The sequence below is a fragment of the Pandoraea bronchicola genome (assembly GCF_902459805.1).
GTDB lineage: Bacteria > Pseudomonadota > Gammaproteobacteria > Burkholderiales > Burkholderiaceae > Pandoraea > Pandoraea bronchicola.
Genome location: NZ_CABPST010000003.1, coordinates 205,564 through 226,351 on the forward strand (window position 1 = coordinate 205,564; position 20,788 = coordinate 226,351).

The following is a 20,788-nucleotide window of genomic DNA, read 5'->3' on the forward strand; positions in this document are numbered from 1 at the left end:
CAGGATATGTGGATAATTGCAGGGCGTCGTACCCCAATTCAGTCACGCTATGTCGAAAAAAAATACGCCTGCCCAATACAGCGAAGCGTCCATCAAGGTCCTGAAGGGCCTTGAGCCGGTCAAGCAACGCCCGGGCATGTACACCCGCACCGAAAATCCGCTGCACATCATTCAGGAAGTCATCGACAACGCGTCCGACGAAGCGCTTGGCGGTTTCGGCAAGCAGATTCTCGTCACGCTGAACAAGGATGGTTCGGTGAGTGTCGAGGATGACGGCCGGGGCATTCCCGTCGGTATCCATCCGGAAGAGGGCGTACCGGTCGTCGAAATCGTGTTTACGCGTCTGCATGCAGGCGGCAAGTTCGACAAGGCTGCCGGCGGCGCCTACACCTTCTCCGGCGGTTTGCACGGCGTTGGCGTGTCGGTGACGAACGCACTGGCGACCCGGCTTGCCGTGACGGTCTGGCGCGATGGCCAGGTCTCCGAACTCGAATTCGCCGATGGCGGTAACGTCGATGTGGCGCTGCATTCGCGCGCGACACAGCGCGGCGAGAAGAAGAGCGGCACGCGTGTCACTGTCTGGCCGGACACGAAGTACTTCGACAGCCCCGCACTGCCGCTGGGTGAGCTGCAACGTCTGCTGCGATCGAAGGCCGTGCTGTTGCCGGGCGTGCGTGTCACGTTGCGGCAGGAGAAGAACGGCGAAGAGCAGACGTGGTTCTATGAACACGGTCTGCGCGGCTATCTGGTCGAATCGCTGGGCGGTGCCGAACCGCTCATTCCGCTGTTCGAAGGTGAGCGTTTTGCCGATGGCAACGAAGACAGTTTCGCCGAAGGCGAGGGCGCGGCGTGGGTCGTGGCATGGACCGAAGATGGCGCGCCGGTGCGTGAGTCGTACGTCAACCTGATCCCGACGCCGGCTGGCGGCACCCACGAATCGGGGTTGCGCGAAGGGCTGTTTCAGGCCGTGCGTGGTTTCATCGAACTGCATAATCTCCAGCCTAAGGGCGTGAAGCTGCTGCCCGAGGATGTCTTCTCACGGGTGTCGTTCGTGCTGTCTGCGAAGGTGCTCGATCCGCAATTCCAGGGACAGATCAAGGAACGTTTGAACAGCCGCGACGCGGTGCGTCTCGTGTCGTCGTTCACGCGTCCTGCGCTCGAACTGTGGCTCAACCATCACGTCGAGCATGGCAAGAAGCTCGCTGAACTGGTGATTCGCCAGGCGCAGGCGCGTACGCGCGCCGGCCAGAAGATCGAGAAGAAGAAGAGCTCGGGTGTGGCCGTGTTGCCGGGCAAGCTGACCGATTGCGAGACCGAAGACATCACGCGTAACGAACTGTTCCTGGTCGAGGGTGACTCGGCGGGCGGCTCAGCGAAGATGGGCCGCGACAAGGAATTCCAGGCGATTCTGCCGCTGCGCGGCAAGGTCCTCAACACCTGGGAAACCGAGCGCGACAGGCTCTTCGCGAACAACGAAGTGCACGATATTGCCGTGGCCATCGGTGTTGATCCGCACGGCGCGAACGATACGCCGGATCTGTCGAATCTGCGTTACGGCAAGATCTGTATCCTCTCGGATGCCGACGTTGATGGTTCGCACATTCAGGTGTTGCTGCTCACGCTGTTCTTCCGGCATTTCCCGCAGTTGATCGCGAAGGGGCATGTGTACGTGGCACGTCCGCCGCTCTATCGCGTGGACGCACCGGCACGTGGCAAGAAGCCCGCGCAGAAGCTCTACGCGCTTGACGAAGGCGAACTCGAGGCGATTCTCGACAAGCTGCGCAAGGATGGCGTGCGAGAATCCGCATGGTCGATCAGCCGCTTCAAGGGGCTGGGAGAAATGAGCGCGGCACAGTTGTGGGAAACCACCATGAATCCCGACACTCGCCGGTTGAGCCCCGTGGCGCTCGGCGGCCTCGATTTCGACGCGACCGTGGCGCGGATGAACATGCTCATGGGCAAGGGCGAAGCGGCGCAGCGGCGCAGCTGGCTCGAGGCCAAGGGCAATGAAGTGGAAGCCGACATCTGAGCGACTGAGCAGGCGTCGTTCCAATGGCGGGAGCCTCGCGCATGGGCAGGCCAGCGTGAGCGCTCTCATAGTGGGATAATCCAACCTCCACCCTACCGGGAGTCGCGTTATGTTGCGTTCCATGCGTTGCATTTTCGTGCCGTTGCTGCTTGCAGGCGCAAGCCTTACCGCTTTGGCACAGTCGGCTCAGCCGCGCGTCTTCTTCGTTGCCCCCGCTAACGGTGCAACGGTTTCGAACCCGGTAGTGGTCAAGTTCGGCGTCGAGGGAATGGAGATCAAGCCGGCGGGCGATATGACGCCGAACACCGGTCACCACCACCTCATCATCGACGGCGATACCATTCCGGCAGGTCAGGTCGTACCCACCGACGACGCGCACCTGCATTTTGGCAAAGGCCAGACCGAGACGACCGTCAATCTGACACCGGGTGATCACACGTTGACGATGCAGTTCGCCAACGGTGCGCACCAGTCGTACGGTCCGGCCATGAGCCAGACGATCAAGGTGCATGTCAAAGGTCAGCAATAACGAAGTTTCGACGGCGGATCGCATTCGAGCGCTGCGCCGAGCGTTCTCTCTGCGCAATTTTGCAGGGTCTGCGCTGGCGGTCGCGCTGCTTTTCGCGACGCCGTTTGCGCACGCCGAACTCTACGGTTACGTCGACGAGAACGGCGTCGCCCATCTGGCGGCGCGCAAGCTCGACGCGCGTTACCGTCTGGTCGTCGGGGCGGGTGGCAATGCCGGTCTGCGCGCACCGCAGAGCGGTGTCGTCAGCGGTGCAGATCGCTCGCGTCTGTACGACGCCCTCGCACGTCATCCCAATCTGAAAAAACTGGCACCTGTGATTGCACAGGCGGCGCAGCGTTTTCAGGTGGATGCGGCGTTGCTCAAGGCAGTCATCGCGGCAGAGTCGGGATTCGACAGCGCGGCGGTGTCGCCCAAGGGGGCCGTCGGCCTGATGCAGGTGTTGCCGGCCACCGGCGAGCGCTACGGCGTGCGTGCCGACGCGAGGCGCACGGTCGCTGACAAGCTCACCGATCCGCGTATCAACGTTCTGACCGGGGCGCGCTATTTGCGTGATCTGCAAGCACGTTATCCCGATCGTCTCGAGCTTGTCCTGGCGTCCTACAACGCCGGTGAGGGCGCCGTGGCACGTCATGCCGACCAGATCCCGCCATATGCGGAGACCCGTGACTACGTGGCTGCCGTGCTCGAGCTCTATCGCCGCTTCCATCCCGGCGCACTGGACGCTGCGCCCGGCGGTGGTCTGATCCGGGCGAGCGGTGATGCGGGACAAGTCGGCCGCGCCCGCGTGAGCGGTTCGCGCGACGGCCGTATTCACGTCATTCTGGGAGCGCCGTCCGGCCTGCCCGTCGTGCCTGCTACCATGCCGAACGCGTCGACACGTGATTCGGCGCCAAGGGCACTGTCTTCCGCGCCGTCGACTGACTGAGACCCCGTTTCGTCAGTGCCGTGACCGTTGTCGCAAGTGCAGTGGCGGCGCCGTCGCATGTCGATTCCCGCAGTCCTGACGCTCGGATTCATCCGAAACAGAAGCAGAGTCCTCCGGATTCCCGTCTCCTTGCCGCCGAAATCACGTCTCGCTTTGTCAATCGGACGTGTTTTTGCCGAAATGTGCCGACGAGCTTGGTATGATCTCGCGGTCAACGTCCACCCGAACTCTCGTCAAACGTTCGCAGCAAACCCACAGGTTTTATGGAACAAGCAGAAGATCTCTTTACGCAACCGTCGGATGACGACACGCTGACGCTCGGCGCGTATGCCGAGCGCGCTTATCTGGACTACGCGATTAGCGTGGTCAAAGGCCGTGCACTGCCAGATGTCTGCGACGGCCAGAAGCCGGTGCAGCGCCGTATTCTGTTCGCGATGAACGAAATGGGCCTCGCGGCCGATGCCAAGCCGGTGAAGTCGGCGCGCGTGGTCGGCGATGTGCTTGGCAAGTTTCACCCGCACGGTGACCAGTCCGCCTATGACGCTTTGGTGCGTCTCGCGCAGGATTTCTCGATGCGCTATCCGCTCATCGACGGTCAGGGCAACTTTGGCTCGCGCGACGGCGACGGCGCGGCGGCCATGCGGTACACCGAAGCGCGTCTGACGCCTATCGCGAAACTGCTGCTCGACGAGATCGATGCGGGCACGGTGGACTTCGTGCCGAACTACGATGGCTCGACAGAAGAGCCGCGGCTGTTGCCGGCCCGCCTGCCGTTCGTGCTGCTCAATGGGGCGTCGGGCATTGCCGTGGGTCTGGCAACGGAAATTCCGTCGCACAATCTGCGCGAAGTCGCGTCGGCGGCCGTCGCCCTGATTCGCAACCCGAAGCTCGACGACGCAGAGTTGATGACGTACGTGCAGGGCCCTGACTTCCCGGGCGGCGGCCAGTTGATTTCGAGCGCGTCCGAAATTCGTGCCGCCTACGAAAGCGGCCGCGGCAGTCTCAAGGTGCGTGCGCGCTGGAAGATCGAAGAGATGGCGCGCGGTCAGTGGCAAGCGGTGGTGTACGAGCTGCCGCCGAACACCTCGGGTCAGAAGGTGCTCGAGGAAATCGAGGAAATCACCAATCCTAAGGTCAAGCTCGGCAAGAAAACGCTCACACCGGAACAGCAGAACCTCAAGCAGTCAGTGCTTGGCATGCTCGACACGGTTCGCGACGAATCAGGCAAGGACGCGCCCGTGCGGCTGGTGTTCGAGCCGAAGTCGAGCCGCGTTGACCAGCAAGAGTTCATCACGATGCTGCTCGCGCACACGAGCCTGGAGTCGAGCGCATCGGTCAATCTCGTCATGGTTGGTGCCGATGGGCGCCCGGCGCAAAAGTCGTTGCGCGACATCATCACCGAGTGGATCGGATTCCGCTTCGAGACGGTCACGCGCCGCTCGCGCCATCGCCTGGGCAAGGTCAACGACCGAATTCATATTCTCGAAGGCCGGATGATCGTCTTCCTGAATATCGACGAGGTCATTCGCATCATTCGCGAGTCAGACGAACCGAAGGCCGCGCTGATGAGCGCGTTCCGGTTGAGCGAGCGTCAGGCGGAAGACATTCTGGAAATCCGCCTGCGTCAGTTGGCGCGTCTGGAAGCGATCAAGATCGAACAGGAACTGGCTTCGTTGCGCGACGAGAAGGCAAAGCTCGAAGAGTTGCTCGCCAACGACAGCACGATGAAGCGTTTGATCATCAAGGAAATCGAAACCGACGCGAAGCAGTTCGGCGACGATCGCCGCACGCTGATTCAGGAAGAAAAGCGTGCGGTCGCCGAAGCACGTGTGGTCGATGAGCCGGTGACAGTGGTGGTGTCTGCCAAGGGCTGGGTGCGCGCCCTCAAGGGCCACGGTCTGGATGCACAGGGCTTTTCGTTCAAGCAGGGGGACGCCCTTTACGGCGCGTTCGAATGCCGCACCGTCGATCCGCTGATCGCCTGGGGCAGCAATGGCCGCGTCTATTCGGTGGCGGTGGCGCAACTGCCGGGCGGCCGCGGCGACGGTGTACCGCTCACATCGCTGATCGAACTGGAGTCGGGCTCGCGCTTGCTGCACTACTACGCGGCATCGGGCGAGCAGCCGTTGTTGCTGGCCACCTCGGCAGGCTTCGGCTTCACCACGAAGCTCGGCGATATGGTTAGCCGGGTGAAGGCCGGCAAGTCGTTCATGACCATCGACGACGGTGCCGAGCCGCTGGCTCCGACCCCGATCTGGCAGGGCGCGAGCGCAGTCGCCTGCCTGTCGAGCGACGGCCGTCTGCTCGTGTTCGGCATGGACGAAATGAAGTCGCTCACCGGCGGCGGACGCGGTGTCACGCTGATCGGGCTCGACGACAAGCAGACGCTGGTGTCGGCCGTGCCGATCAGCGAAGCTGGCGTCACGGTGTACGGTGAAGTTCGCGGCGGCAAGGTTCAGTCCGAGACGCTGTCGGGCGCATCGCTGGCACCGAACATCGGCAAGCGTGCGCGCAAGGGACGCTCGCCCGCGGTCAAGTTCGCCACATTCAAACCGCGTTCGCTCGCGCCGGTGTTGCCGGCCGCGCCTTCGGCATCCTGACGGGAGTCACGCATGAGCGTTTACGCCTTTAGCCTGTTTTTGCATCTGGTGAGCGTGGCCCTGTGGATGGGGGGGATGTTCTTTGCGCTGGCCTGTCTGCGGCCTGCGTCGTCCGAACTCTCGCCGCAGCAACGCCTGCCGTTATGGGAGGCGGCGCTCACGCGCTTTTTCACGTGGGTGGGCGTCGCGATCGTGGTGATCTTGCTGTCTGGCGGTCACATGATGCTCGGGATGGGCGGTCTGCACGCCCGTTGGCCCGTGCATGCGATGGCAGGGATCGGTGTGTTGATGATGCTCGTCTTCGGTCACATTCGCTTCGCACTGTTCCCGCGCCTGCAACGCGCGGTGCAGGCGCAGTCGTGGCCGGACGGTGCGGCGGCCGTCAATCGCATCCGCAGGCTAGTGATTCTCAACCTCGTGTTGGGCATTGTCGTCATCGGTCTCGCGGCTTCGCTACGCGGTTAACCCCGCGTCAGCCTGCTGGCTGGTTCGTCTCATGAAGACTGCCCGCCACTTCGTGGCACATCGCGACGAACGCTTGCACCAGCGGGCTGGCGTCGTCGTGACGCTTGGCCAGCAGCAGGGGGGTATGGGCATCGGGCTCGCTGAGATCCATGAAGCATGCCCCCTCGATCCGGATGCATTGCACGGCGGCGGGGAGTACCGCAACCCCCAGCCCGCTTGCCGCGAGTGCGACGATCGTCGTCGACTCGCGCGCTTCCTGCACGACGCGCGGCGTAAATCCCGCGCGCTCGCACATTCGCCGGATTTTCCCGTCGACGGCCGTGCCGACGTCGTGCGGATGCATGATGAACGCTTCGCCGGCCAGATCCGCAATGGACAGGCTCCTGCGTCCTGACAGCGCGTGACCCTGGTGCAGGACCACAACCAGCGCTTCGTCAATCAACGTCTCGAAACTCAACCCCGCCACGGGCGGCGCATCTTCCGCCTGACGCAACAGACCAATGTCGAGTGTGCGCTCGGCGAGTGCGTCGCGCTGCCGTTCCGACGGGGATTCGCTCAGCGTCAGCGTCACGCGCGGATAACGCTGCCGATAGCCGGTGAGCACGCGTTTCATCAGATTCGTCATCGGTGCGGAGGTCGTGAACGCGATGCGCAACTCCCCGGCATCGAGCCCCGCAATTTGCTGCACCTCCTGACGAGCCGCGTCGGCATCGGCGAGGATCTGACGCGCTCGCACGAGGAATGCGCGTCCGGCGGTGGTCAGAAAGACACGCCGTTGCGAGCGCTCGAAAAGCGGTACGCCAAGCTCTTCCTCCAGCGCACGGATCTGCATGGAGAGCGGAGGCTGCCCGATATTGAGCTTCTGCGCGGCACGGCTGAAATGCAACTCTTCAGCGACAGTGACGAAGTAACGGAGATGACGCAGTTCCATTTGTCGGCCCTGGATTTATCTGTTTTATATATAGAAAAACAGCTTAAATATATATTGGACGTGGGGTAAGGGCAAACCTATGATGCGTTTTACACATTTCACCCTGGGTTCGCGCGAAGCGGGCCAGCATCATGGCATCAACGAACTCCCTTCCTGTTCCTAACGGCCTGCCGGCCGCAAGTGCGTCTGAGCCCAGGCTCCCGTCGGGTGTCGCACGCGGCACACCCGAGTATGCGGTTATCAGCCGGGCGCTCTTTTTTGGCGGATTTTCGACGTTTGCGCAGTTGTATTGCATGCAGTCGCTGTTGCCGCTGCTGACGACAACGTTCGGCATCACACCAGCGCAGGCGAGCTGGTCGGTTTCGGCGGCCACGATGATGATGGCGTTGGGGCTGCTGGTGACCTGCGTCGCAGCAGATCGTGTGAGCCGCAAGCGCATGATGACGATCGCGCTGCTCAGTTCGTCGGTGCTCACGCTCGCGAGTGCCTTTTCGACCAACTTCGAGACCGTTGTGATTCTCGGCGCACTCAAGGGGCTGGCGCTCTCCGGATTGCCGGCTATCGCGATGGCGTATCTGAGCGAGGAGATCGATCAGCGCTCGCTCGGCATGTCGATGGGGCTGTACATCGGAGGCAACATTCTGGGCGGCATGGCTGGACGCGTGCTTGCCGCGTTCGTGGCGGACATGTTCTCGTGGCGCGTGTCGGTCGCGGTGATCGGGCTGGTGTGTCTGGCGATGGGGCTGGAGTTCGCTCGCAGCCTGCCGCATTCACGCCGCTTTACCCCGCGTCACATGTCGGTGAGCGAGGCGCTTGGCCATGCGCGTCGCCATTTGGGCGATCCGGCGCTGTTGGGGCTTTATCTGTTCGCCGGGCTAATGATGGGCAGCTTCGTGAGCGTCTACAACTATCTGGGTTTTCATCTGTCCGCACCGCCGTTCCATCTGCCGCACGCAGCGATTGGCGCGATCTTCGCGATGTATCTGATCGGCGTGGTCGGCTCGTTCATCGCCGGGCCGCTGTCCGATCGCGTGGGGCGTCCCCGTCTGCTGTGGGTGCTGGTCGCATTGTCCCTCGTGGGCCTCCTCACCATGCTCTGCTCGCAGGTGCTGGGCGTGGTGGCCGGTCTGGCGATTTTCACCTTCGGCTTCTTCGGCGCGCATACCGTCGCCAGCAGTTGGGTAGGGCGCCGCGCGACGCAAGGGCGCGCGATTGCCTCGGCGCTGTATCTGTTCTTCTACTATCTGGGCTCCAGCCTGCTGGGCAGCTACTCCGGCGTGATGCTCAAATCGCACGGCTGGCACGGTGTCGTGGCGTTGCTCGCTGTCGCGGTCGTGCTGTCGCTTGCCGTTGCGATTGCCATGCGCCGCGCTTACGGCAGCGCAAAGCCCGTCTGATTTACGCGGCCGACGCCCACCTTGCGCCCGTAAAACAACAGCCACCCAAGGGTGGCTGTTGTCGTTTGGTACAGGAGGAAGACCGCAACGCGGCTTGCCTCATGCCACGTTGCCGTTACGCGAGTTCGGCGATCAGCTCGATTTCGACGCACGCTCCCAGCGGAATTTGCGCGACGCCAAAGGCCGAACGCGCATGCTTGCCGGCGTCGCCGAACACTTCTGCGATCAGTTCCGACGCGCCGTTCGTCACCAGATGCTGGTCGGTGAATTCCTGTGTGGAGTTGACGAGGCTCATCAGCTTCACGATGCGTTTGACCTTGTTCAGGTCGCCCGTGTGAGCGTGCAGCGTGGCGATCAATTCGATGGCGACGGCACGCGCGGCAGCCTTGCCCTCGTCGACGCTTACGTCCTTGCCGAGCTTGCCGGTCCAGATCTTGCCGTCTTTCTTCGGCAGATGGCCCGAAAGGAACACGGTATTGCCGGTTTGTGCGCTCATCACGTAGGCGGCAGCGGGGGCGCCGGCGCTCGGCAGTTCAATACCCAGTTGCTTCAGTTTGTCGTAGACGGACATGTGCAGCTTCCTTGCAAATGCGTTGAATCGGACCGATCGATCGGTCTGATAGATCGGTGTGATGCCGGTGTGGCGACTGGCGTCAGGCGCCCTCAATGGCCGGCCCGAATCCGTCTCAGGCCGGCAGATACCACAGGTGCAGCAGACAGACGGGGCTGACGGATCAGGCAGCGCGGCGCGTGAGCGCGTCGGCCACGAGGGCGCCCAGGCGCGCAACGCCCGCCTCGATCTTCTCGGGCGGCACGGTGACAAATGACAGCCGCAGCGTATTCGATTGCGGCGTGCCGACATAGAACGGCGCGCCGGGCACGAACGCCACATTCTGCGCAATCGCTTTTTCCAGCAAATGCATGGTGTCGATGCCGGCGGGCAATGTCAACCAGATGAACATGCCGCCGGCCGGCGTGGTCCAGGTGGCATTGGCCGGCATGTGCTTTGCCAGCGAGGCGAGCATCGCCTTGGCTTGCGCGGCATAGAGCGTGCGGATCGACGGGATGTGCGTGTCGAGGAAGCCATCCTTCACGACTTCGTACACGATGCGCTGCGTGAGGCTCGGCGTGTGCAGGTCGGCGGCCTGTTTGGCCTGCACGAGCTTGGCGATCACTGCCTGCGGGCCGATGACGAAGCCGAGCCGCAGTCCCGGCGCGAGCACCTTCGAGAACGAACCCATATACAGCACATGCTCCGGTGCGAGCGACATGAGACTGGGCAAGCGCTGACCTTCGTAGTCGAGTTCGCCATACGGATCGTCTTCGATGATCGCCAGTCCGTCGCGCTTGGCAACGGCCGCCAGTGCCTCACGGCGCGCCATCGGCAGGCGGCGTCCGGTCGGGTTCTGGAAGTTCGGCATGGCGTACAGAAAGCGTGCGCCATTGACGATGTCCGGCGTGAGCGCCTCGGGCAGCAAGCCGTGGTCGTCGGTTGGCACCGGCACGTATTTCGGCGCGAACAGCGAGAACGATTGCAGCGCGCCCAGATAGCTCGGGGCTTCCACCAGCACGCGGCTGCCTTCGTCGATAAAGATCTTGCCGATCAGGTCGAGGCCCTGTTGCGAGCCCGTAGTAATCAGCACGTTCTCGGGGACGAGCGTCAGGCCGTCGCGCGAGTAGCGCTTCGCGATCCACTCGCGCAGCGGTGCAAAGCCTTCGGTGGCGCTGTATTGCAGGGCCGCTTGGGGCGATTCGGTCAGTATGCGCTCGGCGGCGGCTCGCATCTGGGCGACGGGGAAGGTGGCGGGTGAGGGCAGGCCGCCAGCGAACGAAATGACGTCGGGGCGCTCCGTGACCTTCAGAATTTCGCGAATGGCCGAGCTGGTCAGATTACGGGCACGTTCGGAATATTGCCAATCATGCATGATGGTCTCGCTTTGAGAGTGCGGCCTTGCTGAGCGGCCGCGAGTATCAGGCGTTGCGGGTGCCACGTGTGTAAAGGCAGGCGCCAACGCCGGGGGGGCAGGTGCGTTACGGTGCAGGGATCGCATGCACCGCGACGTGCCTTCAGACCGGTTTGCCCGTGAGTCGCGAGGCGCCGATCTTCATGTTCTTGCCGAGTGCGATAGTGAGTACGACGCCAGCGGCGAAGAGCCACGTCACTGCGTCGACCTGTTCACCGAAGAAGAGGGCGGACAGCGCAATCGTGAAGAAAATTTGAAGCAATTGTACTTGGCCCACGCGTGCGATTCCGCCCATGGCGAGACCGGCATACCACGCGAAAAAGCCAATGAACTGCGAGAAGAGGGTGACGTAGGCGAATGCGCCCCAGGCTTTGCCGCTCACGGGCCAGGGTTGTTGCCACGCGAGCCAGCCCACCGGCAACACCAGCACCGGTGCGCACACCACGAGCGCCCAGCAGATCACCTGCCAGCCGCCCATCTCGCGCGCGAGTTTGCCGCCTTCGGCATACCCGAGGGCACCGATCACCACGGCGAGCAGCATCAGGCCGTCGGCGGCGTGCAGGCTGCCGCCCCCGGCACGCAGGGCGAACGCGATCACCAGCGCACTGCCAGCGAGGGCAAAGACCCAGAAGCCGCGCGACGGACGCTCGCCGCCGAGCCAATAGGCGTAGATCGCAACGAAAAACGGCTGCAAACCGTTGACGACCGCGCCATGCGACGCCGGGATCGTCTTCATGGCCCAAGCAGAGAACACGGGGAACGCGACGATCACGCCCAGCGAGGTAATGGCAAGGCTTTTGAGCTGCGGCAGCGTAGGCCAGGGCTCACGGCGCCACCAGAGCAGGGCACCCGCGAAAATTGAGGCGACCAGCGCGCGTCCCAGTCCGTTGAGCAGCGGGTTGACTTCTGCAACGACGATGCGTGTCATCGGCAATGTCAGACTGAAGATCAGCACGCCGATCAGTCCGATCAGCATGCCCCGGGATTCGCGCGAATTCATGATGTCGCCTTGTATGACTCGTTTTGTGTGGACCGCCCGCCATGCGTTGTGCCGGGCGCTCGGTGTCACTTCGCCCCTAGCGCAACGTGCGCGGGCCGTCGGGGGTATCGATTTCTGCGGCGAGCGACGGCTCGACCAGTGTGGCTTCGACGTTGATGAGGGCATCTGCGCCAAGCCACTGCAATTGTTCGTTGATCGCTGCGGCCTGCGGGTGAAAGCCACGCAACAGCGAGACGGCGCAATCGGCGCTCGGCAGCGTATCGGCGGGGTGTTGCGGCGAATCCCATTGGATCAGCGTCGGCAACACCCCCTGGCCCGCGCCTTGCCATGCCGGCAAGCTGCCATCCTCGGGCACCCCGATTTGCCATGTCAGCGCCCCGCGTTGCATTTCGACGACCGGAGCCAGCCGCTGCGGATATTGCGCTTGCCAGCGCGACAGCGAACGCGGACGCTCCACCCGTGCCACCCAATGCGCAAGATACGGTCCCCGGGCCAGACGCGCCTGCACGGCCTCGTCGTCGAGCCCGAACCAGCGCGGACGGCTCGGTACGGGAGCGTCCGGATCGATGGCGATGATCTCCAGATACGCGCCGCCCCACAGTCCCAGCAAACTGTTATGCGTGCCCATGCGCGCGTGCTTGCCACCGCGCTGCGGCACAACGTCCGTCAGGCCGAGTTGCTCGATGACATGGGCTTCGCCCGCCTCCAGCGTTTGTGCGGCAACGACGAGGTGATCCAGTTTCAGGGCTTGGGGTGCAGACATGGTGGGTGCAGGCGACAAAACCGATAGCTTACTCTGCCTCGTGCCGTTAGCGACTCATCCACGCGAGAGCCGCGTCACCGTTCGACGGGGCAGACGCGCGGTAATGCCGCGCCACACGAGACGCCAGCCAATGCGCCGGGCCGGCTTTCCGTCCGGGGACGAGCGTGCCGTTGCCGGATGGCTCACGCGCAAGCGCACGCCTTCCTGCCACGTGCCAAGCCATACCCGCTGACCGCGGCGAATCTCGAAACTTTCGCCGGCATGCAGCCAATGGTCGACGGGCTCGCCTTCCACGGTCAGCCACAGTACGCCCTGCAGTACCTGAAGCGATTGCGGCAACTCGGCAGCCGGGCTCTGCCAGAAGACGGTCTGTCCCTGGTCCAGTTCGAAGAGTCGGATTTCACGCATAGCGGTCTCCAGTTGAGGGGACACTTTATCGGTTAACTCCGGTACAGTACCGGTACAAATATCAAGGTAATCTTCGGTACAGTTCGGGATTGACAGGGAATCTGGCCGGCGTAGAGTGGCGACCCATGAGCGGCAATGGGCGGACACTTCGGCGGTCAAGTGCCTGTCAACCGTGCAGAGATGGGTAGACGATGACGACAACGAACCGTATTTCTCCGCTGGTGCTGGCGGACAACGCCGCGCTCGACACGGCGCGCATGACGCTCGTCGATCAGCTCGTCCACTGGGCGAGCCTGCGCATCGAGGAGCGTGTTTTTCTGCCGGGCATGCGTATGCCGTCGATCCGCTCGCTGGCGGAAGACAAACGTGTGTCGCGCTTTTCTGTGGTCGAGGCGTATGAACGTCTGGTGGCGAAGGGGTATCTTGAGGCGCGTCGCGGCTCGGGGTTCTATGTGCGTGAGCGGCCCGTGATGCCCTCGCAGAACGCTGCGGCACCGATGCTCGCGCAGGGCCCCATCGACGTGGCCTGGCTCGTGCGCAGCATGCTGCACACGGTCGCACCCGAGCGCGGTCCCGGCATGGGCTATCTGCCGCCGGGTTGGCTAGACGCCGACATGATGACGTCAGCCATGCGTTCCATGAGCCGTCAGTCGAGCGCTCATCTGCTGCACAGCGGCCATCCGCACGGCTTCCTGCCGCTGCGCGTCCAGCTGCAGACGCAACTCGCCGAACTTGAAATCGGCGCACGCCCGGAGCAGATTGTGCTGACCTCGGGCATCACGCAGGCGGTGGACTTTCTGTTGCGCCTGTACGTGCGGGCGGGCGATACGGTGCTCGTAGGCGATCCGGCGTGGTTCGTGATGTTCGGACGCATCGCATCGCAAGGCGCGAACACCGTCGGCGTGCCGTACACGCCTGACGGGCCCGATATGCAGGCGCTGGAGCGTCTGGTGCAGCAGCATCGACCCAAGTTGCTGATCGTGAACTCGATCCTGCAGAACCCGACGGGCACGTCGCTGACTCCGGCGCGCGCTTTCCAGATCCTGCGTCTGGCGGAACAGTATGACTTCATGGTGCTCGAGGACGATATCTACTGCGACCTGTGCCCGCCGCACCAGCCAGTGGCGCGTCTGGCGAGTCTCGATCAACTCAAGCGCGTGATTTACATGGGGAGCTTCTCGAAGACGCTCGCCGCGAATCTGCGCGTGGCGTTCGTGGCGTGTTCGCCCGAGTTGGCGAAGACGTTCGTCGACCACAAGATGCTCTCGGGTTCGACCACGCCGGAGATCAACGAACGCATCGTCTACAAGGCGCTCACTGAGGGGCACTACCGGCGTCACGTGGAGCGCTTGCGCTCGCGGCTCGATGAGGTGCGCGACAGCACGCGACGGCATCTGGAACGGATCGGCCTGCGCATGTTCGGCGATCCGACGTCGGGCATGTTCCTTTGGGCCGACACGGGGGTCGATACGAGCGCCGTCGCGGCCGCAGGCCACGAGGCCGGCTTTCTGTTTGCGCCGGGGGCGTTGTTTTCGCCGCGTCAGGTGCCGAGTACGTGGATGCGCATGAACATTGCATGCTCCAGCGATCCCGCCATGCTGACGTTTCTGTCGCGGCAGCTCGAACTGGCCGCCTGACATCGCGGGAGGCGGTCTTCCGGTTGGCAGCAGAGCATGCCGCTGCCCCCCGGTTTTGCCGGGTCTCGATGCAACTTTCCGTATCTTCGCGCAACTTGCCTCGAAATAACCCTCCTGGCGGCCTTGAAATGCCGGCGTCCTGTCCCTATGTTCCGATCTGTACCGCCGCTCAGGCAGCGCGCGCGCAAGTGCGCCGGGCGGCGGTCAGCGTCGATATTCCATCCATCTCACCGATTCACGAGGGTTCCCGACCATGGCGCAAGAAACCATGAGCTTTCAGGCAGAAGTCAAACAGCTTCTGCAACTGATGATTCATTCGCTGTACAGCAACAAGGAAATCTTCCTGCGCGAACTGATCTCCAACGCTTCAGATGCCGCCGACAAGCTGCGCTTCGAAGCCATCAACAACGCCGCGCTGTACGAGCAGGATCCGGAACTCAAGATTCGCGTGTCGTTCGACAAGAACGCGCGCACCGTCACCATCGAGGACAACGGCATCGGCATGAGCCGCGAGGAAGCCATCTCGCATCTCGGCACGATCGCCAAGTCCGGCACCAAGGAGTTCTTCTCGCGCCTGTCGGGCGATCAGCAGAAGGACGCCGCGCTCATCGGCCAGTTCGGCGTGGGCTTCTACTCTGGCTTCATCGTGGCCGATCGCATGACGGTCGAATCGCGCCGCGCCGGTCTGCCGGCAGCAGAGGGCGTGCGCTGGTCGTCGACCGGCGAGGGCGACTTCTCGGTCGAGACGATCGAGCGCGCTTCGCGCGGCACGGCCATCACACTGCATCTGCGCGAAGGCGAAGACGAACTGCTTTCGTCGTGGCGGCTGCAGTCGATCATTCGCAAGTACTCCGACCACATTTCGCTGCCGATCGTGATGCGCGGCGAGACGTGGGACGAAGAGAAGAAGGCGATGGTCCCCGCCGAGACCGACGAGACCGTCAATCAGGCGAGCGCCCTGTGGACGCGCAGCAAGAGCGAAATCACCGACGAGCAGTACACGCAGTTCTACCAGCACATCGCGCACGATATGCAGGCGCCGCTGGCCTGGACGCACAATCGTGTCGAAGGCCGCAGCGAATACACGCAACTGCTCTACGTGCCCGGCCATGCCCCCTACGATCTCTGGGATCGCAACGCGCAGGGCGGGCTGAAGCTGTACGTCAAGCGCGTGTTCATCATGGATGACGCCGACCAGCTGCTGCCGAACTACCTGCGCTTCGTGCGCGGGGTGGTCGACTCGGCCGATCTGCCGCTGAACGTGTCGCGTGAAATCCTGCAGGAAAGCCGCGACGTGAAGGCGATCCGCGAAGGCTGCGCAAAGCGCGTACTCGGTCTGCTCGAGGATCTGGCCGAGAACCAGAAAGACAAATACACGCAGTTCTGGGGCGCGTTCGGCCAGGTGCTCAAGGAAGGCACCGGCGAAGATCATGCGAACCGTGAGCGCATTGCCAAGCTGCTGCGCTTTGCAAGCACGCACAACGACTCGGCTGAACAGAGCGTGTCGCTCGCCGACTACGTGAGCCGGATGAAGGAAGGCCAGGACAAGATTTACTACGTCACGGCGGAGAGCTGGGTGGCGGCAAGCCACAGCCCGCATCTCGAAGTCTTCCGCAAGAAGGGCGTGGAAGTGCTGCTGCTGACGGATCGCGTCGACGAGTGGATGCTCTCCTACGTGCATGAGTTCGACGGCAAGGCCCTCGTGAGCGTGGCGCGTGGCGATCTGGATCTGGGCGCGCTGGAGGATGCGGGCGAGAAAGCGGCGCAGGAGAAAACCAGCGACGAACTGAAGCCGCTCGTCGAGAAGATGAAGGAAGTGCTCGGCGACAAGGCCAAGGACGTGCGTGTGACGTTCCGTCTGACCGATTCGCCGTCGTGCCTGGTGTCGGACGAGAACGATATGAGCGGCACGCTCCAGCGTCTGATGAAGGCGGCCGGGCAGAAGATGCCGGAATTCCGTCCGATTCTCGAAATCAACCCGGAGCACGCGCTGATCCAGCGCCTCTCGGCCGAAAGTGCCGATCTGTCCGACTGGGCGCAACTCCTGTTCGATCAGGCGTTGCTTGCCGAAGGGGGCAACCTCGAAGACCCGGCAGCGTTCGTGAAGCGTACCAACGCGCTGTTGCTCGCCGCACGCTGATCGCGGCATCGCAGGTAGCGTCGTTAAGAAGCCCCCGCACCGAAAGGCTGCGGGGGCTTTTCGTTTCCGGCGAGCGTCTTGCCGGCAGGGGCGCTGGACATGTCCGGCGAGTTGGGGCGGGGGCGTTGCGGACGGCGCACCGTCGCGTCGCGCCTTTATAATGCCGAGCCATGACTTTCCGATTCGATGTAGGCGGGCGGCGCTGGCAGGCTGTCCCGGCACCGGCGCTCTCGCGTCGTCATAAGGACTGGCTGACCCGGGGCGGCGCGCTCACGCGCCATCTGTCGGCACTCGGCCGGGTAAGCGTGCGCGTGGTGGCCGAGCGGGTGATGCCCGCCGACGCTGACCAGTGCCGCGCCATCGGCGTGCCGCTGCGCACGCCGATGTGGGCCCGCGATGTCATCCTGATGGTCGACGACGAGCCGGTGGTCGTGGCGCACAGCGTCACGCCGCTCACCTATAGCCGCTCGATATGGCAGGCGATGCGTCGTCTGCGTACGCGACCGCTGGCGGATCTGCTCTATCACGATCCCACGGTCACGCGTTCCGTGCTGGTGTCGAGCCCGTTGGGACCCCGCCATTTGCTGCACGGCCGGGCGCGCCACGATGCCCGCGATCCACTCGTCGGCGCAACGCCGCGTGCGCGGTTGTGGGCGCGCCGCTCGGTATTTCTGCGGCACGGTGCGCCGCTGCTCGTGACCGAAGCGTTCCTGCCGCGATTCTGGCGGCGTTTGCAGGCCGCACACGGCTTGCCGGCTCGCGACTGAGCGCGATGGCGACACGCACAGCCCCCGACCTCAAACGCAACTTTGCGCCGGTGGTGGACGCGCACACGCGCGTCTTGATCCTCGGCAGCCTGCCCGGCGAAGTGTCGCTTGCGCACCAGCAGTACTACGCGCATCCGCAGAATCGCTTCTGGCATCTCGTGGGCGAGGTGATCGGCGTGCCGTTGCCGTCATTGCGGTATGACGCACGGCTGGAAGTGCTGCACACGCACGGCGTCGGACTCTGGGATGTCGTGGCAGAGGCACATCGTAAAGGCAGTCTCGACAGCAACATACGCCTGCATGCGGGAAGCGATCTCGCGGGCTTGATCGACACGCTGCCAGCGCTGCGTGCGGTGGCGTTCAACGGCGGCACGGCCGCCCGTATCGGGCAACGCGCGTTGGCGCAGCGCGGCGTGACCATGCCAGTGGTGGTGCTGCCGTCGAGCAGTCCGGCCTATACGATTCCGTATGCGACAAAACGCGACGCGTGGCTCGCATTGCGCGACTGGTTGGGGACAACGGCATCTGCCTGAATCCACCGGCATGACCGGTGGCGACGAGGCGTGCCTGACGGCTGTCCCGCGCGAACCCGGTACAATGCGAACCCATCGGAATTTCCCGAGCTTCACTGAAGGACACATGACCCTCATCAAACGCAAATCCATCGAAGCCGAAGCGTTCGTCGGCGACGAGCGCGCCGCACGTGCTCCCCGTCCCGCTTATCAGCCGCGCTTCGCGCCGGTGACATTCTCTGAACAGGGTGGCGTGCGTTACCTGCACTTCGGCACGGAGTGGGTGCAAGGGGCAATGCGTCTGTCCAAGCCTGACCGTATTGAGCTGGAATATGCGCAGCAGATGATGGCGTGGTTGCTGTTCATGCGCGCGCCGAAGCACGTGGTGCAACTGGGCCTCGGCACCGGCTCGATCACCAAATTCTCGCATCAGCATTTCCCGCGCACGCAGGTGACGGCAGTTGAGCTGAACCCCGCCGTGGTCGTTGCCGCTCGCACGATGTTCAGCCTGCCGGATGACTCACGTCACCTGAAGGTGCTGGAAGCGGATGCCTGGGATTTCGTTACCGATACCGCGAACCACGGGTCGGTCGACGTGCTGCAAGTCGATCTCTACGACGCCACCGCGCGTGGCCCGGTGCACGACACGCCGGCCTTCTACAAGGCCTGCCGTGCCACGCTGCGCGAGCCGGGCATGCTGACGATGAATCTGTTCGGTGATCACGACAGCTATCCGAAGAACATCCGTCGTTTGCGTCAGGCCTTCGACAACCGTGTGATCGAATTCCCGGAAGTGCATGACGGCAACGTCATCGTGCTGGCCTTCAACGGCCCGCTGCTGTCGGTCGAGTGGAAGGACGTGGAAGCACGCGCAAAGGTGGTGGAAGCCGCCACGGGTCTGCCGGCCAAGCGTTGGGTCAAGCAGCTTCGTTCGGCCAACGGCGACGGTGGCCCTGTGCTGACGATCTGACATCAGGTTCGCCATCCCGGCCGATCCCGCGCCGCTCATGCGTGTGCGGGAGACGCAAAAAAAAGCCAGCCGTGAGGCTGGCTTTTCTCTTGGCACGACGGCGGTTGCCGTCTCAGGCCGCGATTTCGTTGATGCTCAACGCTTCGCCGCCCGCCACGATGGCCAGCAGACGATCGACGTTCGGGTGCGCGCCCGGACGGTTACGTGCGTCGGCCGTGTGCTCGCCGAAGACAGCCAGACCGTGCTCGGCAGCCTTGGCGTCGAGCGTGCCGAAGGCCTGCTTGAGGTAGTGGTACACGGCGAGCGAGCCCTGCTTGCCCGGGGCGTTCTCGATGGTCGCCACGACCGCGTGCTTGCCGTCGCGCAGTTCGATGCGAGCGATACCCTCGATGCTGCCGATGGCGGCCATCTGCGCGAGGTTGTCCTTGAAGACCGGGGTCGGTTCGATCACTGCCATGGTTGTGCTGCTCCTGCGGTTACGTTGAATTCGGAAAAACGGTGCGGGCCGAATGGTATCACCTCGCCCCTCGAGGCTTCATGCCGCCGTCATGCGCGTCGCCACTGCAAGATGGTCAGCGTCAGCACGCCCGCAATCAGCCCCCAGAACGCCGAGCCGATGGACAGCAGCGTCAGGCCCGAGGCCGTCACCATGAAAGTGATGAGCGCGGCTTCGCGCTGTCTCGTGTCGTGCATGGCGTTGGCAAGGCCGTTCATGATCGAGCCGAACAGGGCGAGGGCGGCAATCGACACCACCAATGCCTTCGGAAACGCGGCGAACAAGGCGGCAATGGTCGCGCCGAACGTGCCCGCGACCAGATAGAACACACCCGACCACACCGCTGCGGTGTAGCGCTTGGCCGGGTCTTCGTGCGCTTCGCGTCCGGTGCAGATGGCGGCGGTGATGGCCGCCAGATGAATGCCGTGCGAGCCGAACGGCGCGAGCAGTACCGACGCGATGCCCGTCGTCGAAATCAGCGGCGACGCCGGCACGTTGTAGCCGTCTGCGCGCAGCACGGCCAGACCGGGCACGTTCTGCGACGCCATCGCCACCACGAACAACGGGATCGCGATGCTGATCGTCGCCGACAGCGAGAACGACGGCGTGGTCCACACGGGCTTCGCGAGCGAGACGTTGAAGTGGCTGAAGTCGAGCAGGCCGAGCCCGCCCGCCACGGCCGTGCCCACGATCAGCGCGAGCAGAATCGCGTAGCGCGACGCCAAGCGCTTGACGACGAGATACGTGAAGAACATGGAGAGCACGAGCGCCGTCTGATGCTGGGCCGCGACGAAAATCTCGAGCCCGATGCGAAACAGAATGCCTGCGAGCAGCGCCGACGCCAATGCCGGCGGCACGCGGCGCATGATGGTCTCGAAACCGCCCGTGAGCCCACACAAGGCGATGAGGGCATTGCAGACAATGAACGCGCCGATGGCTTCGCCATAAGGCACGCCGGGCAGCGAGGTGATCAACAGGGCGGCGCCCGGTGTCGACCAGGCGATGACCACCGGGGTGCGGTAGCGCAGTGATAGTCCGATGGTCGTCACGCCCATGCCGATGGACAGTGCCCAGATCCACGACGAGATTTGCGCCGCGGAGAGGTGGGCGGCCTGTCCGGCCTGAAACATCAGAACGAGCGAACTGGTGTAGCCCGTCATCATGGCCACGAAGCCGGCGACGATGGCCGAGGGCGACGTGTCCGCCAGCGGCCGGAGCGGTGGCAGGGGAGTGGTGCTGGACGTCATGGTGGGAG

19 protein-coding genes are annotated in these 20,788 nt (G+C 63.7%); 11 read left to right on the plus strand and 8 right to left on the minus strand.

The annotated features are described in order from the left end of the window. Positions 1-49 precede the first annotated feature (49 nt). The 5 genes from PBR20603_RS08510 to PBR20603_RS08530 all read left to right on the plus strand — a co-directional run bounded on the left by PBR20603_RS08510 (position 50) and on the right by PBR20603_RS08530 (position 6,548). Positions 50-2,029 (plus strand): DNA topoisomerase IV subunit B, encoded by a 1,980-nt coding sequence (locus PBR20603_RS08510; RefSeq protein ID WP_150559113.1) that lies wholly within the window; start codon positions 50-52, stop codon positions 2,027-2,029. A gap of 109 nt (positions 2,030-2,138) precedes the next feature. Next, positions 2,139-2,558: a DUF4399 domain-containing protein gene (locus tag PBR20603_RS08515; RefSeq protein WP_174977847.1), complete on the plus strand. Its 420-nt coding sequence runs from the start codon at positions 2,139-2,141 to the stop codon at positions 2,556-2,558. After that, positions 2,539-3,483: a lytic transglycosylase domain-containing protein gene (locus tag PBR20603_RS08520; protein WP_150559114.1), complete on the plus strand. Its 945-nt coding sequence runs from the start codon at positions 2,539-2,541 to the stop codon at positions 3,481-3,483. Before PBR20603_RS08515 ends, PBR20603_RS08520 begins: the two co-directional genes overlap by 20 nt. Positions 3,484-3,746: 263 nt before the next feature. Then, positions 3,747-6,083 carry a DNA topoisomerase IV subunit A gene (parC, locus tag PBR20603_RS08525; RefSeq protein WP_150559115.1) on the plus strand — a complete coding sequence of 779 codons (2,337 nt, stop codon included), beginning with the start codon at positions 3,747-3,749 and terminating at the stop codon, positions 6,081-6,083. A gap of 12 nt (positions 6,084-6,095) precedes the next feature. After that, positions 6,096-6,548 carry a CopD family protein gene (locus tag PBR20603_RS08530; RefSeq protein ID WP_150559116.1) on the plus strand — a complete coding sequence of 151 codons (453 nt, stop codon included), beginning with the start codon at positions 6,096-6,098 and terminating at the stop codon, positions 6,546-6,548. Between the two features lie 7 nt (positions 6,549-6,555). On the opposite strand, the gene PBR20603_RS08535 is transcribed toward PBR20603_RS08530, so the two are convergent. Beyond that, positions 6,556-7,479, minus strand: coding sequence for a LysR substrate-binding domain-containing protein (locus PBR20603_RS08535; protein WP_150559117.1), 924 nt, complete (start codon positions 7,477-7,479; stop codon positions 6,556-6,558). Positions 7,480-7,610: 131 nt separating this feature from the next. Here PBR20603_RS08535 and PBR20603_RS08540 point away from each other — a divergent pair, with 131 nt between their 5' ends. Then, positions 7,611-8,876 (plus strand): MFS transporter, encoded by a 1,266-nt coding sequence (locus tag PBR20603_RS08540; RefSeq protein WP_150559118.1) that lies wholly within the window; start codon positions 7,611-7,613, stop codon positions 8,874-8,876. Positions 8,877-8,991: 115 nt separating this feature from the next. On the opposite strand, the gene PBR20603_RS08545 is transcribed toward PBR20603_RS08540, so the two are convergent. The 5 genes from PBR20603_RS08545 to PBR20603_RS08565 form a co-directional block, all read right to left on the minus strand. Beyond that, positions 8,992-9,447, minus strand: a complete 456-nt coding sequence (locus PBR20603_RS08545; protein ID WP_150559119.1) for a RidA family protein — start codon at positions 9,445-9,447, stop codon at positions 8,992-8,994. 163 nt (positions 9,448-9,610) lie between these two features. Then, positions 9,611-10,801 carry an aminotransferase-like domain-containing protein gene (locus PBR20603_RS08550; RefSeq protein WP_150559120.1) on the minus strand — a complete coding sequence of 397 codons (1,191 nt, stop codon included), beginning with the start codon at positions 10,799-10,801 and terminating at the stop codon, positions 9,611-9,613. 142 nt (positions 10,802-10,943) lie between these two features. Next, a complete protein-coding gene (locus PBR20603_RS08555; RefSeq protein WP_150559121.1) occupies positions 10,944-11,840 on the minus strand; it encodes a DMT family transporter in 897 nt (298 codons plus the stop codon). Positions 11,841-11,916: 76 nt separating this feature from the next. Continuing rightward, positions 11,917-12,603, minus strand: a complete 687-nt coding sequence (locus PBR20603_RS08560; protein WP_150559122.1) for a VOC family protein — start codon at positions 12,601-12,603, stop codon at positions 11,917-11,919. A gap of 54 nt (positions 12,604-12,657) precedes the next feature. Further along, positions 12,658-13,011: a DUF2917 domain-containing protein gene (locus tag PBR20603_RS08565; protein WP_150559123.1), complete on the minus strand. Its 354-nt coding sequence runs from the start codon at positions 13,009-13,011 to the stop codon at positions 12,658-12,660. A 191-nt stretch (positions 13,012-13,202) separates the two neighbouring features. On the opposite strand from PBR20603_RS08565, the gene PBR20603_RS08570 reads away from it, so the two are divergent. The 5 genes from PBR20603_RS08570 (at position 13,203) to PBR20603_RS08590 (ending at position 19,037) form a co-directional block, all read left to right on the plus strand. Beyond that, positions 13,203-14,648, plus strand: a complete 1,446-nt coding sequence (locus PBR20603_RS08570) for an aminotransferase-like domain-containing protein (protein WP_150559124.1) — start codon at positions 13,203-13,205, stop codon at positions 14,646-14,648. 253 nt (positions 14,649-14,901) lie between these two features. After that, entirely contained in the window at positions 14,902-16,788 is a 1,887-nt protein-coding gene (gene htpG / locus PBR20603_RS08575) for a molecular chaperone HtpG (RefSeq protein WP_150559125.1), read from the plus strand. Between the two features lie 170 nt (positions 16,789-16,958). Beyond that, entirely contained in the window at positions 16,959-17,555 is a 597-nt protein-coding gene (locus tag PBR20603_RS08580) for a chorismate--pyruvate lyase family protein (RefSeq protein ID WP_150559126.1), read from the plus strand. 5 nt (positions 17,556-17,560) lie between these two features. Next, complete coding sequence (locus PBR20603_RS08585) at positions 17,561-18,088, plus strand: DNA-deoxyinosine glycosylase (protein ID WP_150559127.1); 528 nt, start codon at positions 17,561-17,563, stop codon at positions 18,086-18,088. A 106-nt stretch (positions 18,089-18,194) separates the two neighbouring features. Then, the gene (locus tag PBR20603_RS08590) at positions 18,195-19,037 is read left to right on the plus strand and encodes a class I SAM-dependent methyltransferase (protein WP_150559128.1); all 843 of its coding nucleotides are present in this window, start codon (positions 18,195-18,197) and stop codon (positions 19,035-19,037) included. A gap of 112 nt (positions 19,038-19,149) precedes the next feature. On the opposite strand, the gene PBR20603_RS08595 is transcribed toward PBR20603_RS08590, so the two are convergent. Next, positions 19,150-19,488, minus strand: coding sequence for a DUF2322 family protein (locus tag PBR20603_RS08595; protein ID WP_150559379.1), 339 nt, complete (start codon positions 19,486-19,488; stop codon positions 19,150-19,152). Positions 19,489-19,583: 95 nt separating this feature from the next. Next, positions 19,584-20,780, minus strand: a complete 1,197-nt coding sequence (locus PBR20603_RS08600) for a benzoate/H(+) symporter BenE family transporter (RefSeq protein ID WP_150559129.1) — start codon at positions 20,778-20,780, stop codon at positions 19,584-19,586. Positions 20,781-20,788 lie beyond the last annotated feature (8 nt).